Source organism: Paracoccus sp. NFXS7, from assembly GCF_040148865.1.
Taxonomy (GTDB): Bacteria; Pseudomonadota; Alphaproteobacteria; order Rhodobacterales; family Rhodobacteraceae; genus Paracoccus; species Paracoccus marcusii.
In genome coordinates, this window is record NZ_JAKEKV010000001.1 from 244,512 (window position 1) to 268,276 (window position 23,765).

Annotated in this window: 20 protein-coding genes; 14 read left to right on the forward strand and 6 right to left on the reverse strand. The window is 66.5% G+C overall.

Going from position 1 to position 23,765, the window contains the following annotated elements; all coding sequences use genetic code 11:
* Positions 1 to 73 precede the first annotated feature (73 nt).
* From LZ686_RS01270 to LZ686_RS01285, 4 genes are read right to left on the reverse strand one after another with little or no spacing between them, the layout of a single operon-like run.
* Entirely contained in the window at positions 74 to 1,597 is a 1,524-nt protein-coding gene (locus tag LZ686_RS01270) for a Ppx/GppA family phosphatase (RefSeq protein WP_127898616.1), read from the reverse strand.
* A gap of 54 nt (positions 1,598 to 1,651) precedes the next feature.
* Entirely contained in the window at positions 1,652 to 3,817 is a 2,166-nt protein-coding gene (locus LZ686_RS01275; RefSeq protein ID WP_349546759.1) for an RNA degradosome polyphosphate kinase, read from the reverse strand.
* A gap of 28 nt (positions 3,818 to 3,845) precedes the next feature.
* On the reverse strand, positions 3,846 to 4,550 hold the full coding sequence (locus LZ686_RS01280; RefSeq protein WP_331497796.1) for a P-loop NTPase family protein: 705 nt from the start codon (positions 4,548 to 4,550) through the stop codon (positions 3,846 to 3,848).
* A gap of 4 nt (positions 4,551 to 4,554) precedes the next feature.
* Entirely contained in the window at positions 4,555 to 5,766 is a 1,212-nt protein-coding gene (locus LZ686_RS01285) for an AI-2E family transporter (RefSeq protein ID WP_064503533.1), read from the reverse strand.
* A 129-nt stretch (positions 5,767 to 5,895) separates the two neighbouring features.
* Here LZ686_RS01285 and proS point away from each other — a divergent pair, with 129 nt between their 5' ends.
* The 6 genes from proS (at position 5,896) to LZ686_RS01315 (ending at position 12,965) form a co-directional block, all read left to right on the forward strand.
* Positions 5,896 to 7,257, forward strand: a complete 1,362-nt coding sequence (gene proS, locus LZ686_RS01290) for a proline--tRNA ligase (protein ID WP_045999088.1) — start codon at positions 5,896 to 5,898, stop codon at positions 7,255 to 7,257.
* A 444-nt stretch (positions 7,258 to 7,701) separates the two neighbouring features.
* Positions 7,702 to 8,886: an ABC transporter substrate-binding protein gene (locus LZ686_RS01295; protein WP_273743286.1), complete on the forward strand. Its 1,185-nt coding sequence runs from the start codon at positions 7,702 to 7,704 to the stop codon at positions 8,884 to 8,886.
* Positions 8,887 to 9,000: 114 nt separating this feature from the next.
* Positions 9,001 to 9,783 (forward strand): ABC transporter ATP-binding protein, encoded by a 783-nt coding sequence (locus LZ686_RS01300; protein ID WP_045981209.1) that lies wholly within the window; start codon positions 9,001 to 9,003, stop codon positions 9,781 to 9,783.
* A complete protein-coding gene (locus tag LZ686_RS01305; RefSeq protein WP_349546760.1) occupies positions 9,780 to 10,607 on the forward strand; it encodes an ABC transporter ATP-binding protein in 828 nt (275 codons plus the stop codon). Before LZ686_RS01300 ends, LZ686_RS01305 begins: the two co-directional genes overlap by 4 nt.
* A 3-nt stretch (positions 10,608 to 10,610) precedes the next feature.
* Positions 10,611 to 11,618, forward strand: coding sequence for a branched-chain amino acid ABC transporter permease (locus LZ686_RS01310; protein ID WP_045981210.1), 1,008 nt, complete (start codon positions 10,611 to 10,613; stop codon positions 11,616 to 11,618).
* A 12-nt stretch (positions 11,619 to 11,630) separates the two neighbouring features.
* Positions 11,631 to 12,965, forward strand: coding sequence for a branched-chain amino acid ABC transporter permease (locus tag LZ686_RS01315; protein WP_252926391.1), 1,335 nt, complete (start codon positions 11,631 to 11,633; stop codon positions 12,963 to 12,965).
* A gap of 46 nt (positions 12,966 to 13,011) precedes the next feature.
* On the opposite strand, the gene LZ686_RS01320 is transcribed toward LZ686_RS01315, so the two are convergent.
* Positions 13,012 to 13,524, reverse strand: coding sequence for a CAP domain-containing protein (locus tag LZ686_RS01320; protein ID WP_052714591.1), 513 nt, complete (start codon positions 13,522 to 13,524; stop codon positions 13,012 to 13,014).
* 123 nt (positions 13,525 to 13,647) lie between these two features.
* On the opposite strand from LZ686_RS01320, the gene guaA reads away from it, so the two are divergent.
* The 8 genes from guaA (at position 13,648) to LZ686_RS01360 (ending at position 21,922) form a co-directional block, all read left to right on the forward strand.
* Positions 13,648 to 15,207: a glutamine-hydrolyzing GMP synthase gene (gene guaA / locus LZ686_RS01325; RefSeq protein ID WP_349546761.1), complete on the forward strand. Its 1,560-nt coding sequence runs from the start codon at positions 13,648 to 13,650 to the stop codon at positions 15,205 to 15,207.
* A 75-nt stretch (positions 15,208 to 15,282) separates the two neighbouring features.
* Positions 15,283 to 16,803, forward strand: a complete 1,521-nt coding sequence (locus LZ686_RS01330) for a cryptochrome/photolyase family protein (protein ID WP_349546762.1) — start codon at positions 15,283 to 15,285, stop codon at positions 16,801 to 16,803.
* Positions 16,804 to 16,865: 62 nt separating this feature from the next.
* Positions 16,866 to 17,663, forward strand: coding sequence for a GNAT family N-acetyltransferase (locus tag LZ686_RS01335; protein ID WP_349546763.1), 798 nt, complete (start codon positions 16,866 to 16,868; stop codon positions 17,661 to 17,663).
* 70 nt (positions 17,664 to 17,733) lie between these two features.
* Positions 17,734 to 19,554 (forward strand): M3 family oligoendopeptidase, encoded by a 1,821-nt coding sequence (locus LZ686_RS01340; RefSeq protein WP_349546764.1) that lies wholly within the window; start codon positions 17,734 to 17,736, stop codon positions 19,552 to 19,554.
* A gap of 58 nt (positions 19,555 to 19,612) precedes the next feature.
* Positions 19,613 to 20,794 (forward strand): dipeptidase, encoded by a 1,182-nt coding sequence (locus tag LZ686_RS01345; RefSeq protein ID WP_349546765.1) that lies wholly within the window; start codon positions 19,613 to 19,615, stop codon positions 20,792 to 20,794.
* A 9-nt stretch (positions 20,795 to 20,803) separates the two neighbouring features.
* A complete protein-coding gene (rbsD, locus tag LZ686_RS01350) occupies positions 20,804 to 21,187 on the forward strand; it encodes a D-ribose pyranase (protein ID WP_349546766.1) in 384 nt (127 codons plus the stop codon).
* Between the two features lie 63 nt (positions 21,188 to 21,250).
* Entirely contained in the window at positions 21,251 to 21,397 is a 147-nt protein-coding gene (locus tag LZ686_RS01355) for an entericidin A/B family lipoprotein (RefSeq protein WP_064503532.1), read from the forward strand.
* 141 nt (positions 21,398 to 21,538) lie between these two features.
* Positions 21,539 to 21,922, forward strand: coding sequence for a hypothetical protein (locus tag LZ686_RS01360; RefSeq protein ID WP_052715080.1), 384 nt, complete (start codon positions 21,539 to 21,541; stop codon positions 21,920 to 21,922).
* A 3-nt stretch (positions 21,923 to 21,925) separates the two neighbouring features.
* On the opposite strand, the gene lepA is transcribed toward LZ686_RS01360, so the two are convergent.
* Positions 21,926 to 23,725: a translation elongation factor 4 gene (gene lepA, locus LZ686_RS01365; protein ID WP_127898630.1), complete on the reverse strand. Its 1,800-nt coding sequence runs from the start codon at positions 23,723 to 23,725 to the stop codon at positions 21,926 to 21,928.
* Positions 23,726 to 23,765: the final 40 nt, after the last annotated feature.

Consider the following 23,765-nt stretch of genomic DNA (forward strand, 5'->3'; position numbering starts at 1 on the left):
CTGCCCCTTGGCAGAACAGGAAAGGGCGCCCCGCGGGGCGCCCTTTTCGCATCCGACAGTGCCGATGGCCCGTCTACTTGACGATGCCGACGACGCCGATCGACTTGCACAGCGACAGAAAGCGCGACTGCGCGACCTCGCCCATCAGGTGACGGCCGGTGGACGTCAGGCGCAGCTCCAGCGTGCCGGCCGGGGTCAGGCGCAGGCTGGCCGCATCGGACGGATCGTCGATCGCGAACATCGCGCCAAAGCGCATTGCCTTGCCCAGGATCTCGGCCGCGCGGATCTCGTCGTCATCCAGCAGCGCGAACAGCGGCGCCATCTGCGATTCCGCGCGGTTGTTCTTGTAGCGGTGCAGCAGCGCCAGCCCCAGGAAGATCCGCTCGGGGTGGCTCAGCGCCGCCATGTTGGCGCGCGTGACGTTGTCGAAGCAGGCCTCGGCCCGGTAATCGGGGTGGGCGCGCCATGCGGTGTCGTGCAGCAGGCAGGCCGCCCGCATCAGGCGGTCGCGTTCGGGCGTCAGGTTCGGGAACAGCGGCAGCAGGAACTGGTAAAGCTTCTTGCCGAAACCCGGCAGGCGGGCCATCTGCTTTTCGGTGAAGCGCGCCGCCTCGATCAGGGGATCGCGCTTGCGAAGCGTCGTCGACATGTGCTCATAGAGCAGCCCTTCGCGGATGCCATAGCTGGAGACCGCCAGCTCCTTGGGACCGAACACCTCGATCATCTGCGACAGGACCTGCGAGGCCAGCGGCACCAGTTCGATCCGCGAGGCGGAGATGCCGACCTTGGCACGCAACGTGCCCAAGTCGTGCTTGCCGATCCAGGCGACGGTGTCGGCGACCGCGTCGGGGGTCATGCGGTATTCATGCAGGACGGTCATGGGATAGCCCACGCGCTCCATGTCCAGCCGCGCGATGGCGCGCCACGACCCGCCGACCAGATAGATCCGGTCGTGATCGGTGCCCAGCTTTTCGGCCAGCCCCTGCAGGATCGTGGTGATATGCGCGCGCAGCTGATCGGGGGCGACCTGCTGCAGGCGGAACGGGCCCAGCTGCGACGTCACGCGCCGCCCGACCTTGCCGTCCGCGACCTCCGCCAGTTCCATGGAGTTGCCGCCGATGTCGCAGACCAGCCCCTTGGCGTCGGGCCAGCCCAGCAGGACGCCCTGCGCGGACAGCCGGGCCTCCTCCTCTCCGTCGATCACGTGCAGCTTCAGGCCGGTCTCCTTCTCGACGCGGCGCTGGAAGGCGGGGCCGTCCTCGGCCTCGCGCACGGCGGCGGTCGCGACGCAGGTCAGCGGCGCGATGTCCATGCTGCGGGCCAGCGCCGCAAAGCGGGCCAATGCGGAAAAGCCGCGCTTGATCCCCTCGGGGTTCAGGCGGCCGGTGCGGGCCATGTCCTGGCCCAGACCCGCCATGACCTTTTCGTTGTAGAAATAGGCGGGCGAACGAGCCGCCCCGTCGAACACCACCAGCCGGATCGAGTTCGATCCGACATCCACCACGCCGATCCGCTTGAGGGCCCGCTTGGGCAGCTTGCGGAACTTGCCGCCGAATGGCTCGATCGTCTGGCCGCTTGTCGTGCGTACGCCGTTCATCTTGCAGCCCCTTGTCCTTGGTCGCCCGTTAAGTGGCCCGGCGGGGCCAAACCGTCAATCCGCCGAATGGGTCAGGGCCGGCACGTCACGCGCGCCCGCCGTTCCCCGTCCCGACAGGGACGGGTTTTCCATGAAGAAGCGATGACAGTTGAACAGATCGTCACGCCCCTCGGGCAGGTAACGCAGGAAACGGCCATCCGGCTGCAACAACCAGCTTTGCGCCTCGTCGGCCATGTTGGCGGCCATGACCTGGTTGACGATCTGAGCCTTTACCGTGTCGTTGACGCATTCGACCAGCGTCTCGACCCGGCGGTTCAGGTTGCGGTCCATCCAGTCGGCCGAACTGATGAAGACCCGCGCCTTGGGCGACGGCATGCCGTGGCCGGACCCAAAGCACACGATCCGGCTGTGTTCCAGATAGCGCCCGACGATCGACTTCACACGAATATTCTCTGACAAACCCTTGATCCCGGGCCTGATTCCGCAGATGCCGCGAACGATCAGGCTGATGCGGACGCCTGCGGCGCTGGCGGCATACAGCGCCTCGATAACGTCCTTCTCGATCAGCGAGTTCATTTTGGCCCAGATCGCGCCGGGGCGGCCCTGGCGTGCATATTCGGCCTCGCGGCCGATCAGGTCGATCAGCCGCGACTTCAGGTCGATCGGAGAGATCGACAGGTTCTCCAGCCCCGCAGGCTGCACATAGCCGGACAGATAGTTGAAGACCTTGGTCGCGTCCCGGCCAAGCGCCGGGTTGCAGGTGAACAGCGACAGGTCGGTATAAATGCGCGCGGTGATCGGGTGATAGTTGCCGGTCCCGTAGTGGGTATAGGTCACCAGGCCCTCGCCCTCGCGTCGCACGATGGTGCTGATCTTGGCGTGGGTCTTGTAGTTCACGAAGCCATAGACGACATGCGCGCCCGACCGCTCCAGCCGACGCGACTGTCGGATGTTGGCGGCCTCGTCGAAGCGGGCCTTGAGTTCGACCAGTGCGGTGACCGACTTGCCCGCCTCGGCCGCCTCGCAGAGCGCGTCGACGATGGGACTGTCGCGCGAGGTGCGATAGAGCGTCTGCTTGATCGCCAGCACATCGGGGTCGCGGGCGGCCTGGGCCAGAAAGCGCACCACCATGTCGAAGGTCTCGTAGGGGTGATGCAGCAGCATGTCCTTCTGGCGGATGGCCGCGAACATGTCGCCGTCATGGTCCTGGACCCGTTCGGGCACGCGGGGCGCGAAGGCGGGCCACATCAGGTCGCGGCGGCTCTCCAGCACCAGCTCGCGCAGGTCGGCCATGCCCAGCAGGCCCTCGACCTCGATCACCTCGTCGGGGCTGACCTCCAGCTCCTCCATGATCAGGCGGCGCAGGCGGTCGGGGGCGCCCGCGGTGATCTTCAGCCGGATGACGCTGCCGCGGCGGCGGCGCTTCAGCGCGGTCTCGAACTCGCGGACCAGGTCCTCGGCCTCCTCCTCGACCTCCAGGTCGCTGTCGCGCAGCACGCGGAAGCTGCAATGGCCCACGTCGCGATAGCCCGGAAACAGGCTGGAGAGATGCATCAGCAGCAGATCCTCCAGCCTCAGGAACCGCTGCCCGCCCGGCAGGGGCACGAACCGCGGCAGCTGCGCGGGGATCGGCAGCAGGGCCTGCATCTTGCGGCCATCGGTCTCTCGCGCCAGCTCCAGCGCCAGCGAAAAGCCCGCGTTCGGGATGAACGGGAACGGGTGGGCGGGGTCGATGGCCAAGGGCGACAGGACCGGAAAGACCAGGTTCTGGAAATGGCCGTTCAGGAACTCTTCCTCGGCGCGGGTCAGGCGCTGGCGGGACAGGATGACGATGCCCGCCTGCTCCATCTCCTTGCGCAGCGTGTTCCAGACGCCCTGCTGCGCGCCCATCAGGCGGCGCGCGTCGGCATTGATCAGGGCCAGCTGTTCCGCCGGTGTCAGGCCGTCATCCGAGGGCGTGGTGCTGCCCTCGCGCACCAGTTCGCGCAGGCCGGCCACGCGGACGGTGTAGAACTCGTCAAGGTTCGTGGCGCTGATCGACACGAAGCGCAGGCGCTCCAGCAGCGGCACGCGCGGATTGCGCGCCTCGTCCAGGACGCGCCAGTTGAACGACAGCCAGGACAGCTCGCGGTTGAAGAACCGTGCGGCGCCTTCGGGAACGCCCTCGGGCAGGGTCTTGGGTTCGGGGAACGGCGTGCGAAGAAAATCGGCTTGGGTCATGATCGTCCGGCGGCTGGCGTGGACGCGATCATGCGTCACCCTCGGACAGCTTGTCCAGCAGGTCGGCCGCGATCCGGCGGGTCACCGGGCCCTTCTGCGCCATGGCCGCATGGTCCATCGCCGCGACCAGCCGACGCGCCAGGCCCAAGTCGCGATCCATGTGCAGCACCAGCCAGTCGATCAGCCCCGCAGGCACGGCCAGCTGGCGATCCGCGAACAGCTTGACCAGTACCGCGGCCATCAGCGCCTCGTCCGGCGACCCAAGCCGCACCTGCGGCATCGCATCCATGCGCGACCGCAGATCGGGCAGCACCAATCCCCAGTCCCGCGGCGGCGTCCGTGCGGTCAGCAGCAGCAGGCAGTCGCGGGGTCCGCACAGGTTCCACAGATGGAACAGCGCCTGTTCGGCCCCCGCGGCAAAGCCCGCGTGGTCGGCATCCTCGACCACCACGGCGCCGCCGTCGGCGGCCAGCAGATCGGCGGCATCGGGGCGCAGGGCCGAGGCGCTGATGCGGCGCGCGCCGTTCTCGGCCGCCCAGAAGGCCGCCAGATGGGTCTTGCCCGACCCCTCGGGCCCGATCAGCAGCATCCGGCCCGCCGGCCAGTCCTGAGGTCGGTCTAGCGCCTTGAGCGCGGCATGGTTGGCAGGCGCGGGCAGGAAATCCGCCCGCGCATGGGCGGGTGGCGTGGTCAGGTCCAGCGTCAGCTGGCGCGAGGGCGGAAACAGGCTCAACCCGTCAGCCTTGCAGGTCGCGGCGCGCCAGGTTTTCCTGCATGGCCTCAATCTGCTGCTGGCTGCGGGCGCGGTCGGCATCCATCCGCGCGGTGCGCATCCGTGCGGCCACGGTGCCTGCGGGCACCATCTCGACCAGGATCGGCTGCGATGGTTCCGCCGGCAATGCCTGCCCGGTGAACAGCGAGCTTTCGCGATAGCGCGCGATCAGGAACCGCGCCAGCACCCCCAGCGCCGCCGCCATCGGCACCGCCATGACCAGACCGACAAAGCCGAACAGCGCGCCGAAGACCGACAGCGCCAGAAGCAGCCAGACCGGATGCAGGCCGACATGGCCGCCGACGATCTTGGGTTGCAGATAGTTGCCCTCGACGATCTGGCCCAGGGCAAAGATCGCGACGACCGCGCCGATCCACAGCGGATCGCCCCAGAAGCTGAACAACGCCACGCCGATGGCCGTCGCGCCCCCGATCAGCACCCCGACATACGGGATGAAGGACAGGACCGCCGCCATGATCCCGATGAAGAAGCCGAAGGGCAGGCCCACCAGCATCAGCGCCAGCGCGTACCACGTCCCCAGGATCGCGATCACGACCCCCTGCCCGCGCAGGAACCCGGACAGCGCGTCGTCGATCTCGGCGGCAAGCTGGCGGATGGTCGCCGCATGTTCGCGCGGCAGCAGGTCGTCGATGGCCGCGACCAGGTGATCCCAGTCCAGCAGCAGATAGAACGCGACCACCGGCACGATGACCAGCAGCGCCACGGTCCCCAGGACGCCGGTGACCGATCCCAGGACGGTCGATGCCAGCCGTGCGGCCTGATCGCCCATCGTCGCCTGCAGGTCGGTCAGCGTCTGCTGCAGCCCGTCGCCCTGCGGGATCAGGTTGGGAAAGCGCGTGTCCAGGAAACCCCGCGCCTGGCTGATCATCTCCGGCGCGGTCTCGATCAGGGCGGTGGCCTGGCGCACCAGGATCGGCATGACCAGCAGAACGATGGCGACGAAGGCCAGCACGACCGCAAAGGTGATCACCACCACGGACATGGTGCGCGACAGGCCCGCGCGTTCCAGACGGTCGGCAAGCGGGTCCAGCAGATAGGCGATGCCAGCCCCCAGGATGAACGGCAGGACGGCCTGCCCCAGCAGCCACAGCGTCACCAGCAACGTCAGCGCCGCGATGCCCCACCACATGACCTGCTTGCGTACGGGGATGCGCATGGTTCGACCCTTGTCCAGAAACCTGCGGCGAATGTGCCGCCCCGTGCGTCTGGTTGCAAGCGCGATGCTTGGCAAGGCCGGACCGATCCGGTAACGCTGCGGACCGAACCGCTTTGAAGGACCCGTGCCATGCGTCTGTCGCGCTATTTCCTGCCCGTGCTGAAGGAAGACCCCAAAGAGGCGCAGATCGTCAGCCACCGGCTGATGCTGCGCGCGGGCATGATCAAGCAGCAGACGGCGGGCATCTATTCCTGGCTGCCGTTGGGCTTCAAGGTGCTGCGGCGCATCGAGCAGATCGTGCACGAGGAGCAGGCCCGCGCCGGTCACATTCCGATGCTGATGCCCACGCTGCAGCCCGCCGACCTGTGGCGCGAAAGCGGCCGCTATGACGACTATGGCGAGGAGATGCTGCGCATCAAGGACCGCAACAAGCGTGACCTGCTGTACGGCCCCACGAACGAGGAGATGATCACCGACATCTTCCGCAGCCATGTCGGCAGCTACAAGGATCTGCCGCTGACGCTGTACCATATCCAGTGGAAGTTCCGCGACGAGATCCGCCCGCGCTTCGGCGTGATGCGCGGGCGCGAGTTCCTGATGAAGGACGGCTACAATTTCGACCTGACCAAGGAAGACGCACTGCACGCCTACAACCGCCACCTGGTCAGCTATCTGCGCAGCTATGAGCGGATGGGCCTGCAGGCGATCCCGATGCGCGCCGATGGCGGCCCGATCGGCGGCGACTACACCCACGAATTCCTGGTCTTGGCCGAGACCGGGGAATCCGAGGTGTTCTATGACAGCCAGATCACCGACCTGACCTTTGGCGACCGGGACATCGACTATGACAGCGTCGAGGAATGCCAGGCCGTGCTGGAGGAGTTCACCAGCCGCTATGCCCGCACCGACGAGACGCATGACGAGGCCGTCTATGCCCAAGTCCCCGAGGAACGCCGCCGCACCGCGCGCGGCATCGAGGTCGGGCAGATCTTCTATTTCGGGACGAAGTATTCCGAACCGATGGGCGCGATGGTCCGTAACTCGGAAGGTGCGCAGGTTCCCGTGCACATGGGCAGCCACGGCATCGGCGTGTCGCGCCTTCTGGGCGCGATCATCGAGGCGAACCACGACGACAAGGGCATCATCTGGCCCGAGGGCGTGACCCCCTTCCACGTCGGCATCGTGAACCTCAAGCAGGGCGACAATTCCACCGACGCCGCCTGCGACGCGATCTATGCCGAACTGCAGGCCCGCGGCCTGGACCCGCTGTACGACGACCGGGACGAACGCGCCGGGGCAAAGTTCGCCTCCATGGATTTGATCGGCCTGCCATGGCGCATCACGGTCGGTCCGCGCGGCCTGACCAGCAACAAGGTCGAGCTGACCAGCCGCCGCACCGGCCAGACCGAGGAGGTCTCTCCGCAGGAGGCCATCGCCCGAATCGCGCAGATCTATCAGCCCGTGTTGGGCGTGACGGTCGCGGACAAGTAGGCCGCAACGAACGGTCGCCGCCGCGCTTCACCGCAAGCGCCGTGGCGACCGACCACCCGTGCATTGCCTCTCTGTGTTGGTCCGCCATCGGGGGCATGGTTGACAGGATGACCAGTGCGGATGTCAGGTTCGAACATGGCATTTTCAGGGACGTAACCGCTGCACAAGTTAGGCGGATGCTCTGCGACAGCGGCGATGACGTCCGACGTCCCTACACTCTGTGAAACGCCGTTGGCACCATTCGGAACGGGATGACCACGACGACGGCCGACCGCCCCAAAGCCGTGTTGAAGCGAGGGGCGATCAGGCGGTCCAAAGTTGCCCCTGCGTCACACGTCAACCTGTCCAAAAACCATGCAAATACGCGCGACAACGCACTTTCTTTTTGAATGTTGCGCTTCTAACCTGACGCGCAGGACAATGTTCCAACTGGGAGACTTCCACATGAAAAAGCTTCTTCTCGCGACCGCCGCCGGGGCGCTGATGGCCGGTGCCGCGGGCGCCGAAGAAATCAAGCTGGGCATCTCGCTCGGCTTCACCGGTCCGCTGGAATCGATGGCACCCGCAATGCAGCAGGGCGCCGAGATGGCCATGAAGGAGGTCAGCGATTCCGGCCTTCTGCTGGACGGGTCGACCGTTGTGGCGGTCACGGGCGACAGCACCTGCATCGACGCCGCCGCGGCGACCGCGACGGTGGAGCGCCTGATCGCATCCGAAGGCATCAAGGGCCTGATCGGCGGCATGTGCTCGGGCGAGACCATCGCCTCGCTGGAGAACGTCGCCAAGGCGAACGGCATCGTGATGATCTCTCCGTCGGCCACCTCGCCCGCGCTGACCGACATCGAGGATGACGGCCTGTTCTTCCGCACCGCCCCGTCGGATGCCCGCCAAGGCGAGGTGATGGCCCAGATCATCGCCGACCGCGGCATCGAAACCGTCGCCGTGACCTACACGAACAATGACTATGGCAAGGGCCTGGCGGACAGCTTTGCCGCGGCCTTCACCGCCAATGGCGGCACCGTGACCGTCAACAGCGCGCATGACGACGGCAAGGCCGACTATTCGGCCGAGATCGCGGCCCTGTCGGCCGCGGGCGGCGATGCGCTGGTCGTGGTGGGCTATGTCGACCAGGGCGGTTCGGGCATCGTGCGCGGCGCGCTGGACAGCGGCGCCTTCGAGACCTTCGTGTTCCCGGACGGCATGGTCGGCCAGGCGCTGGAGGACAACTTCGGGTCGGAGATCGAGGGCAGCTTCGGTCAGAACCCCGCAGCCGAGGGCGAAGGCCGCGAGGCCTATCTGGCGATGGCCGAGACCGCGGGCTTTGACGGCTCGGGAGCCTTTTCGGCCGAGGCCTATGACGCGGCGGCGCTGATGCTGCTGGCAATGGCCAAGGCCAAGTCATCGGACCCGGCGGTCTACAAGGAGCACATCATGGACGTGGCCAACGGCCCCGGCGATGAGATCCTGCCGGGCGAATTGGCCAAGGCGCTGGAGATCATCAACGGCGGCGGCGACGTCGATTATGTCGGCGGCACCTCGGTCGAGTTGGTGGGTCCGGGCGAATCCGCGGGCACCTTCCGCGAGATCCAGTTCACCGACGGCAAGCTGGAAGTGGTCGGCTATCGCTGATCGCAGACCTGAACAGGCGGCCCGGCACCATCTTGGTGCCGGGCCGTTTTGCAAAGATAACAGCCGCTTGACGGCACATCTTCACCAGGAATGTGAAGACAGGGAAGGTGACGCATGATCCGTGTCGAGGATCTTCACAGACATTTCGGCGGCTTTCGCGCCGTGGACGGCGCCAGCCTGACGATCGAGACCGGCTCGATCACCGGGCTGATCGGGCCGAACGGCGCGGGCAAGTCGACGCTGTTCAACGTGATCGCGGGCGTGCTGCCCCCGACCTCGGGCCGCGTCTTCATGGACGGCGAGGACATCAGCGGCCTGCCGCCGCACGAGCTGTTTCACAAGGGCCTGCTGCGCACCTTCCAGCTGGCGCATGAGTTCAGCTCGATGACCGTGCGCGAGAACCTGATGATGGTCCCCGGCGCGCAATCCGGAGAGACGATCTGGAAGACCTGGTTCCAGCGCGGCCGGATCGAGCGCGAGGAGGCCGAACTGAAGCGCAAGGCGGATGAGGTTCTGGACTTCCTGACCATCCGCCACCTGACCCATGAGAAGGCCGGCAACCTGTCCGGCGGCCAGAAGAAGCTGCTGGAGCTGGGCCGCACGATGATGGTCGACGCCAAGATCGTCTTCCTGGACGAGGTCGGCGCGGGCGTGAACCGCACCCTGCTGATGACCATCGCCGACGCGATCATCCGTCTGAACAAGGAACGCGGCTATACCTTCTGCGTGATCGAGCATGACATGGATTTCATCGGCAAGCTGTGCGACCCGGTGATCGTGATGGCCGAGGGCAAGGTTCTTGCCAAGGGCAGCGCCCAGGACATCATGAAGAACGAGGCGGTGATCGAGGCCTATCTGGGCACCGGCCTGAAGAACAAGGACATGGTGGGCGCATGAGCGACGCAGGCTTTGGCAATCGCGGCAACCGCGACGCCTCGGTGGTGAACATCAAGGGGATGGGCCAGATCGACGGCACGCGGCGGTCCGGACCGGTGGGCGCCGGTCGCGCGGGCGATCCCTTCCTGATCGGCGAGGCGATGACCGGCGGGTACGGCAAGGGCGCCGACATCCTGCACGACTGCACCATCGCGGTCGAACAGGGCCAGATCGCGGTGATCGTGGGCCCCAACGGCGCGGGCAAGTCCACCGCGATGAAGGCCATCTTCGGCATGCTGAACCTGCGACAAGGATCGGTGCGGCTGAACGGTCAGGACATCACCGCGCTGAACCCCCAGGACCGGGTCAAGGCGGGCATGGGCTTCGTGCCGCAGGTCAACAACATCTTCCCGTCCATGACGGTCGAGGAGAACCTGGAGATGGGCGCCTATATCCGCCGCGACGACATCCGCGCGACGATGGAGCAGGTCTATGAGCTGTTCCCCGCCGTCGCCGCCAAACGCCGCCAGGCCGCCGGAGAGCTGTCGGGCGGCCAGCGCCAGCAGGTGGCCGTCGGCCGCGCGCTGATGACGCAGCCGCAGGTGCTGATGCTGGACGAACCCACCGCGGGCGTCAGCCCCATCGTCATGGACGAGCTGTTCGACCGCATCATCGCCATCGCGCGCGGCGGGCTGCCCGTCCTGATGGTCGAACAGAACGCACGCCAGGCGATGATGATCGCCGACAAGGCCTATGTGCTGGTGCAGGGCGCGAACGCCCATACCGGCACCGGGGCCGACCTGATGCAGAACGACGAGGTGCGTCGCACCTTCCTGGGGGGCTGAGCCGTGGATATCCTGAACGCCCTCGTGGTCTTTCTGAACTTCGTCTTCATCCCGGCCGCCGCCTATGGCGCGCAGCTGGCGCTCGGCGCCCTGGGCGTCACGCTGATCTATGGCATCCTGCGGTTTTCGAACTTCGCGCATGGCGACACCATGGCCTTTGGCACGGGCATCGTGATCCTGCTGACCTGGGGGCTGCAATCCCTGGGCATCAGCGCGGGCCCGCTGCCCACGGCGCTGATCGCCCTGCCCCTTGGCATTGCGCTGACGGCGCTGCTGGTGCTGGGCACCGACCGCGCGGTCTATAAATTCTATCGCCGGCAGAAGGCCGCGCCGATCATCCTGGTGATGGCATCGGTCGGCGTGATGTTCGTGATGAACGGCCTGACCCGCATCCTGATCGGCGTGGACGAGATCCGCTTTGACGACGGCGCGCGCTTCCTGATCGCGGTCCGCGATTTCCGCGAGATGACCGGGCTGGAGGAAGGCCTGGCGCTGCGCTCGACCCAGGCACTGACCGTGGGGGTGGCGCTGATCGTGATGATCGCGCTGTTCTGGTTCCTGAACCGCACGAAGTCGGGCAAGGCCATGCGCGCCTATTCCGACAACGAGGATCTGGCCCTGCTGTCGGGCATCGACCCGGAACGCGTAGTGCGCCTGACCTGGATCATCGCGGCCGCGCTGGCGACCATCGCGGGCACGCTTTACGGGTTGGACAAGTCATTCAAGGCCTTCAACTATTTCCAGATCCTGCTGCCGATCTTTGCTGCCGCGATCGTCGGGGGCCTGGGCAATCCGCTTGGCGCCATCGCGGGCGGGTTCCTGGTCGCGTTCTCCGAGGTGGCGGTGACCTATCCGTGGGTCAAGGTCGTGGGCTATCTGGCGCCTTGGTACGAACCCGGCGGGCTGATGCAGCTTCTGGGCACGGAATACAAATTCGCGGTCAGCTTCGTGATCCTGATCGTCGTCCTGCTGTTCAGGCCCACCGGCCTGTTCCGCGGCAAATCGGTCTGAGGGAAAAAGATCATGGCAACCAACCGTCAAGCCGCGACATCCGCCAGCCCCTGGCGCGCGCCGATCCTGTTCGGGGTGCTGGCCATCCTGTTCGTGCTGGAGGGCACGGTCCGGAACAGCATGTTCTCGGGCAGCTGGAACACGTCGCTGGCGATCCTGAACATGGGGCTGCTGTCCGCGATCACCGCCCTGGGCGTCAACATGCAATGGGGCTATGCGGGCCTGTTCAACGTGGGCGTGGTGGGCTTTCTGGCGATGGGCGCGCTGGCCCCCGTCCTAGTGTCGCTGCCCCCGGTCGAAGGAGCATGGGCCGCGGGTGGTACGCGGCTGATGCTGGCGCTGGCCGTGGGCGTAGGGACGCTGGCCATGGCCAAGCTGGCCTGGACGCGCACCCGCAGCGGCATCCTGACCGCGGTCGTGCTGATCGGCGGCTTTGTCGCCTATCGCTGGCTGTTCGATCCCGCGGTCATCGCGATCGAGGCGAACAACCCGGCCCGCAACGGCAATATCGGCGGCCTTGGCCTGCCGGTGCTGCTGTCCTGGGTGGTGGGCGGCCTGTTCGCGGCCGCCGCGGCCTGGGCCATCGGCAAGGTCGCCCTGGGCCTGCGGTCCGATTACCTGGCCATCGCCACGCTTGGCATCGGCGAGATCATCGTGGCCGTGATGAAGAACGAGGACTGGCTGGCCCGCGGGGTCAAGAACATCACCTCGATCCCGCGCCCCGTCGCGCAGGAGGTGGCCCTGCAGCGCAACCCTGATTTCGTCGACTTTGCCGCCAGCTGGGGCTTCCCCGTGGCCGAGGCGTCGGGCATCTGGGTCAAGCTGTCCTACATGTCGCTATTCCTGGTCGTGCTGCTGGTCATCATCCTGCTGGCCGAACTGGCACTGAAATCGCCCTGGGGCCGCATGATGCGGGCCATCCGCGACAACGAGACCGCGGCCGAGGCGATGGGCAAGGACGTCACCCGCCGCCACCTGCAGGTGTTCATCCTGGGGTCGGCGGTCATCGGGGTCGCGGGCGCGATGATGGTCACTCTGGACGGGCTCTTGGCGCCGACCAGCTATAACCCGCTGCGCTATACCTTCCTGATCTGGGTGATGGTGATCGTTGGCGGGTCCGGCAACAACTGGGGTGCAGTGCTGGGGGCCGTCACCATCTGGTTCCTGTGGATCAAGGCCGAGGTATGGGGCCCTGCCCTGATCGCAATGCTGACCGGGCCGATGGCCGACGGGCCGGTCAAGGCGCACCTGCTGGACAGCGCGCCGCACATGCGCTTCATCGCGATGGGGGCGGTGCTGCTGCTGGTGCTGCGCTTTGCGCCACGGGGCCTGCTGCCCGAAAAATAGGGCAACATGGGAAAGGGGCGCGGATCACACCGCGCCCCTTGTCCGTTCAGCGGCAGTTGTTGCCCAGGACCGTGCTGTGCCACAGCCGCCCGTCCGCGCCGCGCACGACTCCGCTGCCGATTTGATAGCTGAGCTGTCCCAGGACCTGTTCCCGCTGCGGGCCGGGGACAAGCCACGCGTTGACCGTTCCTTCGGGCGTGCCGCCGGCGCCGACCAGCTGGACCACGCCGCAGGTCGGATAGCCCACGGACCGCGCGCGGTCGACGACGTTCGACCCGTTCGACCCGGCCACGTCAGCGCGGCCCATTCGCGCCATGTCGCAGGCATGGGCCAGCGCGATGCGGTCCAGTTCCGCACTGCTGGCCAGCGCGTTCTTGCCCTCGGCCGCACGGGCGGCGTTGACGGCGGCGGACAGGCGCAGCCCCGCGTCGACCTCTCCGCGGCATTCTGTGGCCAGCGCCTGATCGGCGGGGGCCTGCGGGGCCGTCAGGCCGGGAATCGGCATCTGGCAGGCAGACAGGGCCAGAACGCAGGTGGCGGCAAGGGACAAGCGCTTCATCGGGACATACCTTTTGCACGGATCGGGGTGATTGACCCCGAACGCGCGCGGGTTTCGTCGGTTCCCGCCCACCCCGGCGCCGAAATGCTTGCAAGGTGCTGAAACCGCGCTTAAAGCGCACCCATGACCCAGCACCAGCGCCTTCTGATCATCGACTTCGGCAGCCAGGTGACGCAGCTGATCGCGCGTCGCCTGCGTGAACTGAACGTCTATTGCGAAATCCACCCGTTCAACACGGTGACCAACGACACGCTGCGCCAGATGGCGCCGCAGGCGATCATCCTGTCGGGCGGCCCAGCCAGCGTCACGACCGACGGCAGCCCGCGCGCGCCCCAGGCCGTGTTCGACATGGGCGTGCCCGTCTTTGGCATCTGCTATGGCCAGCAGGTCATGATGGAGCAGCTGGGCGGCCGGGTCGAGGCCGGGCACCACGCCGAATACGGCCGCGCCTTCATCGCGCCCGCGCCGGGCCACAAGTCCGACGGTATCTTTGCCGGCCTGTTCGACACGGGCCGCGAAGAGGTCTGGATGAGCCATGGCGACCGCGTCACCAGCCTTGCGCCGGGCTTCGAGGTCATCGGCACCTCGCCCAACGCGCCCATGGCGATGATCGCGGACGAGGCGCGCCATTTCTATGCCGTCCAGTTCCACCCCGAGGTGCATCACACGCCGAACGGCCGCACCATGCTGGAGAACTTCGTTCGGCTGGCGGGCTTCACCGGCGACTGGACCATGGCCAGCTACAAGGACGAGGCGATCCGCAAGATCCGCGAGACCGTGGGCGACCGCAAGGTCATCTGCGGCCTGTCGGGGGGCGTGGATTCGTCGGTGGCGGCAGTCCTGATCCACGAGGCGATCGGCGACCAGCTGACCTGCGTCTTCGTCGATCACGGGTTGCTGCGGCTGAACGAAGGCGAGGACGTCGTCAAGATGTTCCGCGACAACTACAACATCCCGCTGATCCATGCGAACGAGGCCGACCTGTTCCTGGGATCGCTGGAAGGCGTCAGCGACCCCGAGGTCAAGCGCAAGACCATCGGTCGGCTGTTCATCGACGTGTTCCAGAAATACGCCAGCCAGATCGAGGGCGCCGATTTCCTGGCGCAGGGGACGCTGTACCCGGACGTGATCGAGAGCGTCAGCTTCAGCGGCGGCCCGTCGGTCACGATCAAGTCGCACCACAACGTCGGCGGCCTGCCCGAGAAGATGGGCCTGAAGCTGGTCGAACCGCTGCGCGAACTGTTCAAGGACGAAGTCCGCGAACTGGGCCGCGAACTGGGCCTGCCCGAGAGCTTCATCGGCCGCCACCCCTTCCCCGGCCCTGGCCTTGCAATTCGCTGCCCCGGAGAGATCACCCGCGAAAAGCTGGAGATCCTGCGCAAGGCTGACGCGGTCTTCATCGACCAGATCCGCAAGCACGGTCTGTACGACGAGATCTGGCAGGCCTTCGTGGCGATCCTGCCCGTGCGCACGGTGGGCGTCATGGGCGACGGGCGGACCTATGATTTCGCCTGCGCGCTGCGGGCCGTGACGTCGGTCGACGGGATGACGGCGGACTATTATCCCTTCACCCACGATTTCCTGGGCGAGACCGCGACGCGGATCATCAACGAGGTCAGGGGCATCAACCGTTGCACCTATGACATCACGTCCAAGCCGCCGGGCACGATCGAATGGGAATGACGCGGCACCGCGTCGCATGACATGTCGGGAACGCGCAGGGCAACCTGCGCGTCCTTGCCATTCTGGGGGTGTGGAATGCGTCTGATCCTGGTGCTGGGCGACCAGCTGTCGCCTGACCTGTCAGCGCTGCGCGAGGCACGCCCCGACGATCTGATCGTCATGGCCGAGGTGATGTCCGAGGCCAGCTATGTCCCCCACCACCCGCAGAAGATCGCCTTCCTGTTCGCCGCGATGCGCAAGTTCGCGGACCGTCTGCGCGAGGCCGGCCACCGCGTCGCCTATGCGACGCTGGACGATCCCGACAACACCCAGTCCATTCCCGGAGAGCTGCTGCGCCATGCCGCGGCGCATGCCGCCGAGCGCGTGATCGCCACGCGGTCCGGGGAATGGCGCCTGATCGCCGCGCTGGACGACCTGCCCGTGCCCGTCACGCAGCTGCCCGACGACCGCTTCATCTGCAGCCAGCCTGAATTCGAAGCCTGGGCCGACGGCCGCAAGGAATTGCGGATGGAGTGGTTCTATCGCGAGATGCGCCGCAAGACCGGGCTGCTGCTGGAGGGCGACCTACCGATGGGCGGCAAGTGGAACTTCGACCACGACAACCGCAAGCCCGCCCAGGCCGACCTGCTGCGCATCCCCCCGCCCCGGTTCGAACCGGACGCGGTGACCGCCCAGGTTCTGGACCTGGTCGAGGCACGGTTTCCTGACAATTTCGGCCGTCTGCGGCCCTTTGGCTATGCCACCGACCGGGCCGGCGCGCTGCAGGTCCTGGCGCATTTCATCGACCATTCGCTGGACGAGTTCGGCCCCTATCAGGACGCGATGCTGCAGGACGATCCGTTCCTGCAGCATTCGATCCTGTCGCCCTATATCAACGCGGGCCTGCTGTCCCCGATGGAGGTGTGCCAGGCCGCCGCCGACGCCCATGCCGCGGGCAAGGTCCGCCTGAATTCGGCGGAAGGATTCATCCGCCAGATCATCGGCTGGCGCGAATACATGCGCGGCATCTATTTCCTGGAAGGCCCTGATTACACCGCGCGCAACGTGCTGGGGCATGACCGCGCCCTGCCGCCGGTCTATTGGGGTGCGCCCACGCGGATGAACTGCATGGCGCAGGCGGTGGGACAGACCCGCGATCACGCCTATGCGCATCATATCCAGCGGCTGATGGTGACGGGGAACTTCGCCCTGCTGGCGGGGATCGATCCGGCGCAGGTCCATGAATGGTATCTGGCCGTCTATGTCGATGCCTATGAATGGGTCGAGGCACCCAACGTCATCGGGATGAGCCAGTTCGCGGATGGCGGCGTGGTCGGGTCCAAGCCCTATGTCAGTTCTGGCAACTACATCGCCAAGATGTCGGATTATTGCGGCGGGTGCGCCTACAAGGTGACGCAGAAGACCGGGCCCGGCGCTTGCCCGTTCAACGTGCTCTATTGGGATTTCATGGTGCGTCATCGCGACAGGTTCCAGGCGAACCCCCGCATCGGGCGCGCTTATGTGACGTGGGACCGGATGGACGCCGACAAGCGCCGCCAGATCCGCAGCGACGCGGCCGCGTTCCTGGACCGCCTGGATGTGGGCGATCCGGTCTGAGCCGCTTGACGCGGGGCTGCCGTGCCGCCACGCTGCCCGCCGATCAGCGAAAGGACCTGCCGATGGATTGCGCCTGCGGCCATGCCCATACCCCCGCCCTGGACCCTTCTGGCACGCCGATGCCCCTGTCGCCTGCCCCCGTCGCCCTGCACGGACGCCTGATCTGTCACGATACGGCGCAGATGCTGACCGCGCTGGACCTGCTGCAGGATCATGCCGATGCCAGCCGCGCCGAGCCGGGATGCCTGCGCTTTGACATCGCGCAATCCGACGACCCGATGGTCTGGACCCTGTCCGAGGTCTTTGCCGATGAGGACGCGTTCGCGGCGCATCAGGCCCGCACGGCATCCAGCCCCTGGGGCCTGCGCAGCCGCGACATGGGTCGCGATTTCCATCGCCACGCCGCTCAGGTCATGATCCGGCCCGAGGTCCCGTCGGATCACGCAGCCCTGGACACCCTGCTGGTACGCGCATTCGATGGCCGGGCCGAGGCCCGCCTGCTGCGCGCGCTGCGGGCCGATGGCGATCTGTCCCACGTGCTGGTGGCCCATGTCGAAGGCGTGCCGGTCGGCCTTGTCGCCCTGTCACCCCTGCAGGCGGCGGAACCCGCATTCGCCTTGGCGCCGCTGGCCGTCCATCCGGCCATGCAGCGGCGCGGCATCGGTCGGGCGCTGATCGATGCCGCACTGCGCGCCGCGACGGGGCCGGTCGTGGTCATTGGCGATCCCACGGTCTATGCCGGATCGGGCTTCGTCCCCGCGGATCTGGCATCCCCTTATGCGGGGCCTGGCCTGCAGATCCACGGCAGCCTGCCCCGGGGTAGCGCTGTCGTCCATGCCGGGGCCTTTACGGCCCTGTGACGGCGCGCCCCTTGCGGCGCTGCCCGGCAGGGTCCACATCTGACGCCGAAGCATTTTGAAAGGACCCACCATGGCAGGCAACACCGTCTTCGATGCAACCGATCCGGCGCGCGCCAAGGGCGATTTCGGCACCCTGCCCGAATGGGATCTCAGCGACCTCTATACCGCCCCCGACAGCCCCGAACTGACCGCGGACATCGCGCGCATCGAGACGCAGGCGCAGGCCTTTGCCGCCGAATACCAGGGCAGGCTGGCCGACCTGACGCCCGCGCAGATGCTGCAGGCGGTCGAGGCGTTCGAGCAAATCAATATCCTGGCCGGGCGCGTCATGTCCTATATCGGGCTGCGCTATTACCAGAACACCACCGACCCGGTCCGTGCCAAGCAGATGGGCGACCTGCAGGCGCGCATCACCGATCTGACGACGCCGATCATCTTCTTCTCGCTGGAGTTCAACCGCATCCCCGATGCGACCTACGAATCCATGTTCACCGCCGCCGACGGCCCTGCCCGCTACAAGCCGGTCTTCGACCGGATGCGCGCGATGCGGCCCCACCAACTGTCGGACGAGCTGGAGCAGTTCCTGCACGACACTTCGGTCGTCGGCGCCGCCGCCTGGAACCGCCTGTTCGACGAGACGACCGCCGCCCTGACCTTCGACGTCGACGGAGAGACCTTGGGCCTGGAGGCCACGCTGAACCTGCTGACCGACCACGACCGGGCACGCCGCGAGGCCGCCGCCCATGCGCTGGCCAAGGTCTTCACCGCGAATGTCGGGCTGTTCACGCGCATCCACAACACGCTGGCCAAGGAAATGGCGATCGAGGACAAGTGGCGCAAGATGCCCACGCCGCAATACGGCCGTCACCTGTCGAACCATGTCGAACCCGAGGTGGTCGAGGCGCTGCGCAATGCCGTCACCGCCGCCTATCCCCGCCTGTCGCACCGCTATTACGCGCTGAAGGCGAAATGGCTGGGGCTGGACAAGCTGCAGGTCTGGGACCGGAACGCGCCGCTGCCGACCGACGCGCCCCGCGTGATCGACTGGCCCGAGGCGCGGTCGACGGTCCTGGACGCCTATGCCGGCTTCTCGCCGGAACTGGCCGAACTGGCCGAGCCGTTCTTCGACAGGGGCTGGATCGACGCGGGCGTCAAGCCGGGCAAGGCGCCGGGCGCGTTCGCGCACCCGACCGTCTCGACCGCGCATCCCTATATCCTGCTGAACTATCTGGGCAAACCGCGCGACGTGATGACCTTGGCGCACGAACTGGGCCACGGCGTCCATCAGCGTCTGGCCGCCCGTCAGGGGGAGCTGCTGTCCTCGACGCCGCTGACCCTGGCGGAAACCGCGTCTGTCTTCGGAGAGATGCTGACCTTCCGCGCGCTGCTGGCCAGGACCACCGACCCCGCGCAGAAGAAGGCCCTGCTGGCCGGCAAGGTCGAGGACATGATCAACACGGTCGTCCGTCAGATCGCGTTCTATGATTTCGAATGCCGCCTGCACGCTGCCCGCGCCGAGGGAGAGCTGACTCCCGACGACATCAACGCGCTTTGGATGGCCGTCCAGCATGAAAGCCTGGGCCCGGTCTTCGAATACATGCCGGGATACGAGACGTTCTGGACCTATGTCCCGCATTTCGTGCATTCGCCCTTCTATGTCTATGCCTATGCCTTCGGCGACGGGCTGGTGAACGCGCTCTATGCCGCCTACGAGGACGGCCTGCCGGACTTTCAGGACAAGTATTTCGACCTGCTGAAGGCCGGCGGCTCCAAGCATCACCGCGAACTGCTGGCGCCGTTCGGCCTGGATGCGTCCGACCCGGCCTTCTGGGACAAGGGCCTGTCCATGATCGAGAGCCTGATCGACCAACTGGAGGCGTTGGAGGCGTGATCCCGTCTGGCGTCCCCGGTCCGTCGCGCTAGACTGTGCGCGACGGATCGGAGGAGCCATGTGGAAACGGGTGCTGCTGGGGACGGGTGCGGTCCTGGCGATGGGCGTGGCGGGGTTTCTGACCTTCGCCCCGGCCTATGTCGAACGCGGGATGAACCCCGTCACCATGCCGGCAGAAGGCTGGCCGGTCACGGCAGAGGCGCAGGCCCTGCATGACCGGCTGGTGATCGGCGACTGGCATTCCGATGCGCTGTTGTGGGACCGCGACCTGCTGGTCCGTGCGGATCGGGGTCATACCGACGTTCCGCGCCTGCTGAACGGGAACATGGCGGTGCAGGTCTTCACCACCGTCACGAAAAGCCCCCGCGGTCAGAACTATGACCACAACGCCACCGATACCGGCGACAACATCACGCCCCTGTTCATCGGACAGCTGCGCCCGCCGCGCAGCTGGTTCTCCCTGCGTGAACGGGCGCTGGTGCAGGCGCAGGCGTTGCAGGACGCCGCGGATCGCGCACCTGACCGGCTGCGGGTGATCCGCAGCCGCGCCGATCTGGCCGACCATCTTGCGCGGCGGCAGGCAGGCGCGCAGGTGCTGGGCGCGGTGCTGGGATCGGAAGGCGGTCACCCGCTGGAGGGCGATCCGGCCAATCTGGACGTGCTCTATGACGCGGGCTTTCGGTTGATGGGGCTGACGCATTTCTTCGATAACGAACTGGGCGGCAGCCTGCACGGAGAGGGCGGCACCGGCGCGGGCCTGTCCGATTTCGGGCGTCAGGTGGCGGACGCGATGATCGCGCGCGGCATGATCATCGACGTGACCCATGCTAGCCCGCAGATGGTGCGCGACGTGCTGGCCATTCCGGGCGCCCGGCCGGTCCTGTCCCATACCGGCATCACCCGCCACTGCCCCAGCCCCCGCAACCTGTCCGACGATCTGGTCGCGGACATCGCGCAGGCGGGCGGGATCATCGGCGTCGGGTTCTGGTCGGACGTAGTCTGCGGATCGACGCCCACCGACGTGGCCCAAGCCATCGCAGCCGCGATCGAGGTCGCCGGAGAGAACCACGTCTCGCTCGGCTCGGACTGGGACGGGTCGGTCGACACGCCATTCGACGCCGCCCATCTTTCGGCACTGACCCAGGCCCTGCTTGACCAGGGCCTGTCGGAGGTGCAGATCGCGAAGGTCATGGGGGGCAACATGATGGCCTATCTGGCCGAAACCCTGCCCGAGAACTGAGAGGAACCGATGAAACGCACGACCTTGCTGCATGCCGAACTGTCAGGGCTGATCGCCGCCTTCGGCCATGGCGACATGCTGGTGATCGGCGATGCGGGGCTGCCCGTGCCCGCCGGCGTCCGGGTCATCGACCTGGCCCTGACCCGCGGCATTCCGGGCGTCTTCGACGTGCTGGACGTGGTGCTGGCCGAACTGGTCGTCGAACATTCTGCGATGGCGACCGAAGCCGCCCCCGACCTTCAGGCCGAATTCGCGCGACGCGACATCGGACCGGTCACCATGCTGTCGCATGACGACTTCAAGGCGGCGTCGCGCCACGCCCGCGCGATCGTGCGGACCGGGGAATGCACCCCCTATGCCAATGTGGCCCTTTACGCCGGCGTGGCGTTTTAGACGGAACCGATGCGCCGATATTGCGTTGCAAGCCCAGATGCTTATCCACAAGGAGACTGAGCGATGCAGAAGAAGATCCTGGGCCTGACCGCCGTTCTGGCCATGATGACGCTGGCCGCCTGCGAAACCGTGCAAGGTGCGGGCCGCGACATCTCGACCGCCGGCGCGGTCGTCCAGCAGGAAAGCGCCGAGGCTCAAGCCGGGATGTGATCCTGATCGATCGGCACGACATGACGGCCCCCCGCAGCCTGCTGCCGGGGGGCTTTCTCATGCGCATGGGACGTTGGATAAGGAACCCGATGCCGGTCTGGTCCGTTTGAACGTATCCCTTAAAGAAACGACGAGGCCATCATGCGGATCATCCTGATGGCGCTGCTCGCGCTGCCCCTGCCCGCGCACGCTTTCACCGCCCGCAATGGCATGGAGGCCCGTCAGGTTGATGCGACCGATATCGCGGTCCCGTTCGAGGCAGGTCGAACCGACACGGATTACTGGTGCGCTGCCGGCGATCTTGCGCAGCAGGTGATGAACCAGCCCGTCGCAACGCGCATCTGGCGCGCCAGTCCCAAGCCGCGCGAGGCAGGTCAGGGCATCCTGTTCACGCTGGACCCGGCCCGCCAGGCGCAGGGCGCAGGCCTGTCCCAGTTCGGATCAGGGCCGCGTGATGGCGCACTGTCGGTCGGTCAGGCCGTGGCCAGCCATTGCCGCATCATCATTCCCTTCATTCGGGAATGATGATCAGTTGTCCATCTTCAGCGCCTGGATGAAGGCGGTCTGCGGAATCTCGACCTTGCCGAACTGCCGCATCTTCTTCTTGCCGGCCTTCTGCTTTTCCAGCAGCTTCTTTTTCCGCGTGGCGTCGCCGCCATAGCACTTGGCGGTCACGTCCTTGCGCATGGCCGACAGCGTCTCGCGAGCGATCACGCGGGCGCCGATGGCGGCCTGGATCGGGATCTTGAACATGTGCCGCGGGATCAGGTCCTTGAGCTTTTCGACCATCGCGCGGCCACGGCTTTCGGCACGGTCGCGATGAACCATGATCGACAGCGCGTCCACCGGCTCGTCGTTCACCAGGATCGACATCTTGACCAGGAAATCCTCGCGGTACTCGCTGATCTGATAGTCGAAGCTGGCATAGCCCTTGGTCACCGACTTTAGCCGGTCATAGAAGTCGAACACGACCTCGGCCAGCGGCAGGTCATAGACCACCATCGCCCGCGCGCCGGCATAGGTCAGGTCCAGCTGGATGCCGCGACGGTCCTGGCACAGTTTCAGCACGTCGCCCAGATATTCATCCGGCACCATGATCGTGGCCTTGATGCGCGGCTCCTCGATATGGTCGACATGGGTCAGGTCCGGCATGTCGGCGGGGTTGTGCAGGTCGCGCACCTCGCCGTCGCGCATGTGGAGCTTGAAGACCACCGACGGCGCCGTGGTGATCAGGTCCAGGTCGTATTCGCGCTCAAGCCGGTCACGGATGACCTCAAGGTGCAGAAGCCCAAGAAACCCGCAGCGGAAACCGAACCCCAGGGCCGCCGACGTCTCCATCTCATAGCTGAAGCTGGCATCGTTCAGGGCCAGCTTCTCGATGGCGTCGCGCAGGGGTTCGAAATCGTTGGCGTCCACCGGGAACAGACCGCAGAACACCACCGGCTGCGCCGGCTTGAAGCCCGGCAACGCCGTGGCACAGGGCTTGCGTTCCTGGGTGATCGTGTCGCCCACGCGCGTATCGCGGACCTGCTTGATCGAGCCGGTGAAGACACCGATCTCTCCCGGGCCAAGTTCGGCGATGTCGACCATCTGCGGTGTCAGGACGGCCAGCTTGTCGATGCGGTGGCTGGCGCCGGTCTGCATCATCTTGATCTGGTCTCCCTTGCGGATCACCCCGTCCATGACGCGGATCATCACGACAACGCCCAGATAGGCGTCGTACCAGCTGTCCACCAGCATCGCCTTCAGCGGCGCGTCGCGGTCGCCCTTGGGCGCGGGCAGGCGCGTGACGATGGCCTCCAGGACGTCCGGGATGCCCAGACCGGTCTTGGCACTGATCGGGATCGCGTCCTGCGCGTCGATGCCGATGACTTCCTCGATGTTCTCCTTGACGCGGTCGGGCTCGGCCGCGGGCAGGTCGATCTTGTTTAGGACCGGCACGATCTCGTGGCCTGCGTCGATCGCCTGATAGACGTTGGCCAGCGTCTGCGCCTCGACGCCCTGGCTGGCGTCGACGACCAGCAGCGATCCCTCGACCGCGCGCATCGACCGGCTGACCTCATAGGCAAAGTCGACGTGGCCCGGCGTGTCGATCAGGTTCAGGACATAGGTCCGGCCGTCCTTGGCCGGATAGCTTATCCGCACCGTGTTGGCCTTGATAGTGATCCCGCGCTCGCGCTCGATATCCATGCTGTCCAGCATCTGGGCCTTCATGTCGCGATCCGCGACAGTGCCCGTGGACTGGATCAGCCGGTCGGCCAAGGTGGATTTCCCGTGGTCGATATGCGCCACGATCGAAAAATTGCGGATGAGGTCAAGGTCGGTCATGGGCGGGCTATACAGCCCCGCAAAGGCCGCGAAAAGAGGG

Coding starts and splice junctions, on each gene's coding strand:
- LZ686_RS01320 (WP_052714591.1), bottom strand. CDS start 13,524: ATGAAGCGCTTGTCCCTTGCCGCCACCTGCGTTCTGGCCCTGTCTGCC.
- LZ686_RS01355 (WP_064503532.1), top strand. CDS start 21,251: ATGCAGAAGAAGATCCTGGGCCTGACCGCCGTTCTGGCCATGATGACG.
- LZ686_RS01315 (WP_252926391.1), top strand. CDS start 11,631: ATGGCAACCAACCGTCAAGCCGCGACATCCGCCAGCCCCTGGCGCGCG.
- LZ686_RS01275 (WP_349546759.1), bottom strand. CDS start 3,817: ATGACCCAAGCCGATTTTCTTCGCACGCCGTTCCCCGAACCCAAGACC.
- LZ686_RS01305 (WP_349546760.1), top strand. CDS start 9,780: ATGAGCGACGCAGGCTTTGGCAATCGCGGCAACCGCGACGCCTCGGTG.
- proS (WP_045999088.1), top strand. CDS start 5,896: ATGCGTCTGTCGCGCTATTTCCTGCCCGTGCTGAAGGAAGACCCCAAA.
- LZ686_RS01345 (WP_349546765.1), top strand. CDS start 19,613: ATGTGGAAACGGGTGCTGCTGGGGACGGGTGCGGTCCTGGCGATGGGC.
- lepA (WP_127898630.1), bottom strand. CDS start 23,725: ATGACCGACCTTGACCTCATCCGCAATTTTTCGATCGTGGCGCATATC.
- LZ686_RS01270 (WP_127898616.1), bottom strand. CDS start 1,597: ATGAACGGCGTACGCACGACAAGCGGCCAGACGATCGAGCCATTCGGC.
- LZ686_RS01330 (WP_349546762.1), top strand. CDS start 15,283: ATGCGTCTGATCCTGGTGCTGGGCGACCAGCTGTCGCCTGACCTGTCA.
- LZ686_RS01340 (WP_349546764.1), top strand. CDS start 17,734: ATGGCAGGCAACACCGTCTTCGATGCAACCGATCCGGCGCGCGCCAAG.
- LZ686_RS01360 (WP_052715080.1), top strand. CDS start 21,539: ATGCGGATCATCCTGATGGCGCTGCTCGCGCTGCCCCTGCCCGCGCAC.
- rbsD (WP_349546766.1), top strand. CDS start 20,804: ATGAAACGCACGACCTTGCTGCATGCCGAACTGTCAGGGCTGATCGCC.
- LZ686_RS01285 (WP_064503533.1), bottom strand. CDS start 5,766: ATGCGCATCCCCGTACGCAAGCAGGTCATGTGGTGGGGCATCGCGGCG.
- LZ686_RS01335 (WP_349546763.1), top strand. CDS start 16,866: ATGGATTGCGCCTGCGGCCATGCCCATACCCCCGCCCTGGACCCTTCT.
- LZ686_RS01295 (WP_273743286.1), top strand. CDS start 7,702: ATGAAAAAGCTTCTTCTCGCGACCGCCGCCGGGGCGCTGATGGCCGGT.
- LZ686_RS01300 (WP_045981209.1), top strand. CDS start 9,001: ATGATCCGTGTCGAGGATCTTCACAGACATTTCGGCGGCTTTCGCGCC.
- guaA (WP_349546761.1), top strand. CDS start 13,648: ATGACCCAGCACCAGCGCCTTCTGATCATCGACTTCGGCAGCCAGGTG.